Origin of the sequence: Acinetobacter stercoris, from assembly GCF_900323515.1 — a bacterium.
GTDB lineage: Bacteria > Pseudomonadota > Gammaproteobacteria > Pseudomonadales > Moraxellaceae > Acinetobacter > Acinetobacter stercoris.
The window spans coordinates 1-5,666 of record NZ_OOGT01000233.1 but is presented as its reverse complement, the minus strand read 5'-3'; the positions used below and the strand labels follow the sequence as shown (position 1 = coordinate 5,666).

Genomic DNA, 5,666 nt, shown 5'->3' with positions numbered 1-5,666 from the left:
GATTTAAAAACCATTCACATTTATTATACCCACATTTAGGTAAAAAATTAGACCTTAGCATAACAGGCATGCACAATTTGGTTTTTGGGCGGTACAATCCGTCTAGTTTTGAACAAGAATTGAGCGTAACACATGTCTTTAGATCGTATTCGTTTAGCTTCTCTCCATGATAAAGTTATGGACGCAGACCAAGCAGCTGCATTTATCCAAGATGGTATGACTGTAGGCATGAGTGGTTTTACTCGTGCAGGTGAGGCAAAAGCAGTTCCTCTAGCTTTAGTTAAACGTGCACACAGCGATCCTTTAAAGATCACCTTAATCACTGGTGCCAGTTTAGGAAATGACCTAGACAAACAATTGACTGAAGCTGGTGTATTGGCACGTCGTCTCCCATTCCAAGTGGACAATACATTACGTAAAGCCATCAATAAAGGCGAAGTCATGTTCATCGATCAGCATTTGTCTGAGACTGTTGAACAAATGCGTAACCTGCAACTTAAAAAGCCAGATGTTGCTGTTATCGAAGCTGTAGCAATTACCGAAGATGGCGGTATCATTCCAACAACATCTGTAGGTAACTCTGCAAGTTTTGCAATTTTTGCTGAAAAAGTAATCATTGAAATCAATACCAATTTAAGCCCGGCTTTTGAAGGCTTACATGATATCTATATTCCAACTTATCGCCCAACACGTCAGCCAATTCCGTTGACACATGTTGATCAACGTATTGGTACAACAGCAATCAATATTGATCCTGCCAAAATCGTTGGTATCGTATTCAACAATACACTGCACGACTCTCCGTCTACAGTGACTGAACCAGATGACGAAACTCAAGGTATTGCAAACCACCTGATCGCATTCTTTGAAAAAGAAGTTGCAGAAGGTCGTTTACCTAAAGATCTAGGTCCATTACAAGCAGGTATCGGTTCAATTGCCAATGCTGTATTGACAGGCTTGAAAGAATCTAACTTTGAAGACCTTGTGATGTATTCTGAAGTACTCCAAGATTGTACTTTTGAATTGATTGATGCAGGTAAAATGAAATTTGCCTCGGGCTCTTCTATTACGCTTTCAGCTAAATATGGTGAAAAGGTATTTGGAAATATTGAAGCATATAAAGATAAACTTGTGCTTCGTCCTCAAGAAATTTCAAACCACCCTGAACTTGTTCGTCGTTTAGGTATTATCGGTATTAATACAGCATTAGAGTTTGATATTTACGGTAACGTAAACTCAACTCACGTGTGTGGCACTAAAATGATGAACGGTATTGGTGGTTCAGGTGACTTTGCCCGTAATGCTCATTTGGCTATCTTTGTGACTAAATCTATTGCCAAAGGTGGTGACATTTCATCTGTTGTTCCATTTGCATCTCACGTAGATCATTCAGAACATGATGTTGATATTTTGGTGACTGAACAAGGTTTAGCTGACTTACGTGGTCTAGCACCTCGTGAGCGCGCTCGTGCCATCATTGATAACTGCGCACACCCAATGTATCGCGATGCTTTAAATGATTACTTTGATCGTGCATGTGCAAAAGGTGGACAAACTCCACATATTTTGCGTGAAGCTCTTTCTTGGCATTCTAACTTTGAAGAAACAGGTCATATGCTTGCGCCAGCTGCTCAAGAACAAAAATCTGCTTAAGATTTTATAATTCTAAAAAACGCCCAATGTGGGCGTTTTTTTAGTCCCTAAACATTTAGACTAAGCCAAAGAAGCTTGGCATACTGACTCAGTATTGGCGTTCTTTTTACTAGATTTTTTGATCATATCTGCCGCTTTTTCTGCGATCATGATGACTGGTGCATTCGTATTACCATTAACAACATTAGGCATGATTGAAGCATCGACTACACGTAAATTCTTGATCCCATATACACGCAATTCTGGATCGACCACAGCCATTTCATCTATTCCCATCTTGCAGCTTCCCACAGGATGATAAACTGTGTCAGAACGATCTCTAAGTACCTCACGGATATCATCTTCATTTTGAATATGTGCTGTAAATAAATCTTTTTTAATAATGCTTTTAAATGCATCTGATTGCATTAGTTGTCTCGTGATTTTAAAACCTTTGACCATCTCCTCTAAATCACGTTCATCAGCATAGAAGTTTGGATCGATAAGTAACGGATCATCAATACTCGCTCCACTAATTTTAATACTTCCCCGACTTTTAGGATTTAAAAGACAAACATGGCAGGAAATACCATGCCCGACATGCATTGTCCGGGCATGGTTATCAACCAGTGCGACAACAAAATGTAGTTGTAGATTTGGAAGGCTCTGTTCAGGCGAACTTTTCAAAAATCCACCACATTCAGCAAAATTGGTGGTCAGTAATCCTCGTCTTTGTTTTTTATATTTTCCAATTTGTTTTAATAAATCAATTGATCCCGGTATTGAAACGCCAAAAGTTCCTGCAATATCACTCACCTTATAACCAAAGATAAAATCTGGATGATCATGAAAGTTTTTACCAACACCTGGTAAATGCTTTTTAACCTCAATGCCATGTTCTACCAACTCAACAGCATCACCTATACCAGACAACATCAATATTTGCGGAGATTGCATGGCTCCTGCGCAAAGAATGACTTCCTTACGAGCCCGAATATATTTAAGCTCACCCGCATGCTTGACTTGCACACCTTTTGCTACACCTTGTTCGATTACAATCTTCTCAGTTTGAGCATGGGTAATAACCGTTAAATTATTCCTTTTTAGATGTGGAAATAAATAAGCTCGGGCAGCACTGCAACGTTCACCATTAACATGGGTAACCTGATACACGCCTAGCCCTTCTTGTTCCGCACCATTAAAGTCATCCAGTATTTTATGACCTTGTTCTTTAGCTGCGGCAAGATATCGTTGCTGCAGAGGATTATCACTATGTAGGTCAATAACAGATAGTGGACCATGATTTCCATGATACTGATTTCTGATTCGCTCATTATTTTCTGATTTGATGAAATAAGGGAGAACTTCATCATAGGACCAGCCTTTATTCCCTAGGGCTGCCCAACCATCATAATCCTGACGATTTCCTCGTATATAAACCATTGCATTAATTGCAGAAGATCCTCCCAGACATTTACCACGTGGTTGATAACCCTTTCGACCATTTAAACCTTTCTGCGGTATGGTTTCAAATGCCCAGTTATTAATCTTTGTTGGAATACTTACCACTGCGGCACAAGGTACATTAACCGTCCAGCTATTTCCCTCTCCACCTGCCTCTAGCAAGCAGACGGAAAGCTCCGGGTCTTCTGAAAGCCTTGCTGCCAACACACATCCAGCAGAACCTCCACCAACAATGATGTAGTCAAACTCATTATTTTGCATATTCAACATTCCTTATTTTATGATTTTTATCACTATCATTATGCTTCCTTGTATTAGAAAATTATTGTTTGATCAGGACAACTTCATCTCAAGCTTTCTATATTTTAGGATTCCTGCAACAATATATTTTTTAACCAGATCATATTGACTAAAAAATTGGCAAAAAACAATCTATTGCATTCAATCTATTCTCATGAAAAATATTAATTTTAATCTGTTTAAAAATTTTCTTACTAATTTTTCAAATTTCGATTAAGCTAAAACAATCTATTGAAAACGATTAAAAAATAATTATGTTCGTTATTCGTCAATTTCTAGATACAGACTTGGAAGATGTTATCAATTTATGGGATGCATGTGATCTATCACGACCATGGAATAATCCCGAAGTTGATATTTTCAGAAAGCTAGCACAAAAGGATCAGCTTTTTTTAGTTGCAGTTAAAGATAATGAACTGATTGCAACGCTCATGGGGGGATATGACGGCCATCGGGGATGGGCGAATTACTTGGCTGTTCATCCTCACCATCAACGCAATGGAGTGGCAACTGCCTTGATCCAGCAGCTTGAAAAACGACTCATTGCTTTAGGCTGCCCAAAATTACAACTTCTCATCCGTAAAGAGAATATCGATGTACAAGCTTTTTATGAACAAATGGGTTATGAAGAAGCAGAAGTTGTCTGCTTAGGTAAACGGTTGATTGAAGACTAACAAAAGCTTCTTAGCTTCCAGCTGTTTCTTTAACTTTCAGACAATGACCATGCATAAAATAATCCCTTGTAGTATAAGCTGATTCACTTGTGACAAAAACAAAAAGCTGGATGACAAAGTTTTGAAATAGTTTTCACAAACACTTTATCCAAAAAATAATGTATATTTCAATATACTACTTATATCTATTCTTACGACCTAAAATCTGTTACTTACTTCCTTTTCTCAGAACTTTTTTTTGCTTTTTTGGCGAAACCTTACCGCATCTGAATAAAACCGGGAATTCGACTGAGATAGGCTGTGAAGTACACCCTAAATATTTTTCAATAAAAATCAAAGGATTATCTATATTTTTTTTACGATAATGCTTTATTGCAGACCAAGTCGATAAATAATCAAGCAACTGTCTCGCTGACCATTGATATTGCATTTTTAACACGGGCATTTCAATTTCTTCAAATGGAAATGGAATCGTTTTATAACCTTCATCAATATAATGCCTTTCTACGTCCCAATCATCTTTCAAAGTTTCAAAATAAAGTTTCTGGATATGTTGGTTTAATTCCAGCGGTTCCACGTGGATCAAACCATAGCCAATCACTGCCAAGATACCATCTGGCTTTAATGTTCTTTCCACTTCTTTATAAAATTTTTTAAAATCAAACCAGTGTATTGCCTGTGCAACACTAATCAGATCAAAACTATGGTCTGCAAAGGTTGTTTGCTCCGCTGACTGAACTTGATAACTTACATTTTCAAGATAAGTTGCATGCTGAAGTTGTTGCTCACTGATATCCGTTGCAACCACATGATCAAAATAAGGTGCCAAAACCTGTGTAAACTGCCCCGAACCAGCACCACAATCCCATGCAAAATGGTGTTCTTGCACCAGTTTTAATATTTCCTGAACAATGCTGACCGGATAACTGGGACGAGCCTGTGAATACAATTCGCTGTGATCTGAAAATAAATACTTCATCGTTATTTCTGAGATATAGTTATCATTTTCCAACTCTAATATAGCGGTATGAGTTAAAAACTTGGTTATTTTTTGTTAGACAAACAATGAGATTTATAATGTTTATTTTCAATAAAAAAACCCTAAACAATGTTTAGGGCTTTTTGAATATGGTGGCGAGACCCAGGATCGAACTGGGGACACACGGATTTTCAATCCGTTGCTCTACCGACTGAGCTATCTCGCCAATGCGGTGTATTAAGCCGTATCTCGGCTCAATAGTCAATAAAAAATATCGTTTTTTTAATTGATCGGGTGATTTTTACCCAAAAAAAATCCATGATGGGATCATGGATTGAAACTTTGAATATGGTGGCGAGACCCAGGATCGAACTGGGGACACACGGATTTTCAATCCGTTGCTCTACCGACTGAGCTATCTCGCCAATGGAGCGTATTAAACAATTTAAAGCATATCCCGTCAAGAAAACTTTTGTCGAATTGTTTCAATAGCTTATTTTTAAATCAAAAATCTGCTTTTTTTATCTTTATATTGCTTGAATCGTATAATATTTATACATATTTATGTGAAATATCTAAAAAAGCAGCCCGAAAGCTGCTTTTAAACATTATATTAC

The 5,666-nt window shown here is 37.6% G+C and carries 4 protein-coding genes and 2 tRNA genes; 2 read left to right on the top strand and 4 right to left on the bottom strand.

From position 1 onward, the window contains the following. Positions 1-132: 132 nt before the first annotated feature. The gene (locus KPC_RS17330; RefSeq protein ID WP_121975593.1) at positions 133-1,653 is read left to right on the top strand and encodes an acetyl-CoA hydrolase/transferase family protein; all 1,521 of its coding nucleotides are present in this window, start codon (positions 133-135) and stop codon (positions 1,651-1,653) included. A gap of 60 nt (positions 1,654-1,713) precedes the next feature. On the opposite strand, the gene KPC_RS17325 is transcribed toward KPC_RS17330, so the two are convergent. Beyond that, positions 1,714-3,357 carry a GMC family oxidoreductase gene (locus KPC_RS17325; protein WP_121975592.1) on the bottom strand — a complete coding sequence of 548 codons (1,644 nt, stop codon included), beginning with the start codon at positions 3,355-3,357 and terminating at the stop codon, positions 1,714-1,716. 293 nt (positions 3,358-3,650) lie between these two features. Between KPC_RS17325 and KPC_RS17320 the strand changes: the two genes are divergently transcribed. Further along, positions 3,651-4,070 (top strand): GNAT family acetyltransferase, encoded by a 420-nt coding sequence (locus tag KPC_RS17320; protein WP_121975591.1) that lies wholly within the window; start codon positions 3,651-3,653, stop codon positions 4,068-4,070. A 208-nt stretch (positions 4,071-4,278) separates the two neighbouring features. Here the strand turns inward: KPC_RS17320 and KPC_RS17315 are convergent, their stop codons facing one another. The 3 genes from KPC_RS17315 to KPC_RS17305 all read right to left on the bottom strand — a co-directional run bounded on the left by KPC_RS17315 (position 4,279) and on the right by KPC_RS17305 (position 5,474). Further along, entirely contained in the window at positions 4,279-5,049 is a 771-nt protein-coding gene (locus KPC_RS17315; RefSeq protein WP_121975590.1) for a class I SAM-dependent methyltransferase, read from the bottom strand. A gap of 150 nt (positions 5,050-5,199) precedes the next feature. Beyond that, positions 5,200-5,275 (bottom strand) — tRNA-Phe (locus KPC_RS17310). Between the two features lie 123 nt (positions 5,276-5,398). Next, positions 5,399-5,474, bottom strand: a tRNA-Phe gene (locus tag KPC_RS17305). Between the last annotated feature and the right edge of the window lie 192 nt (positions 5,475-5,666).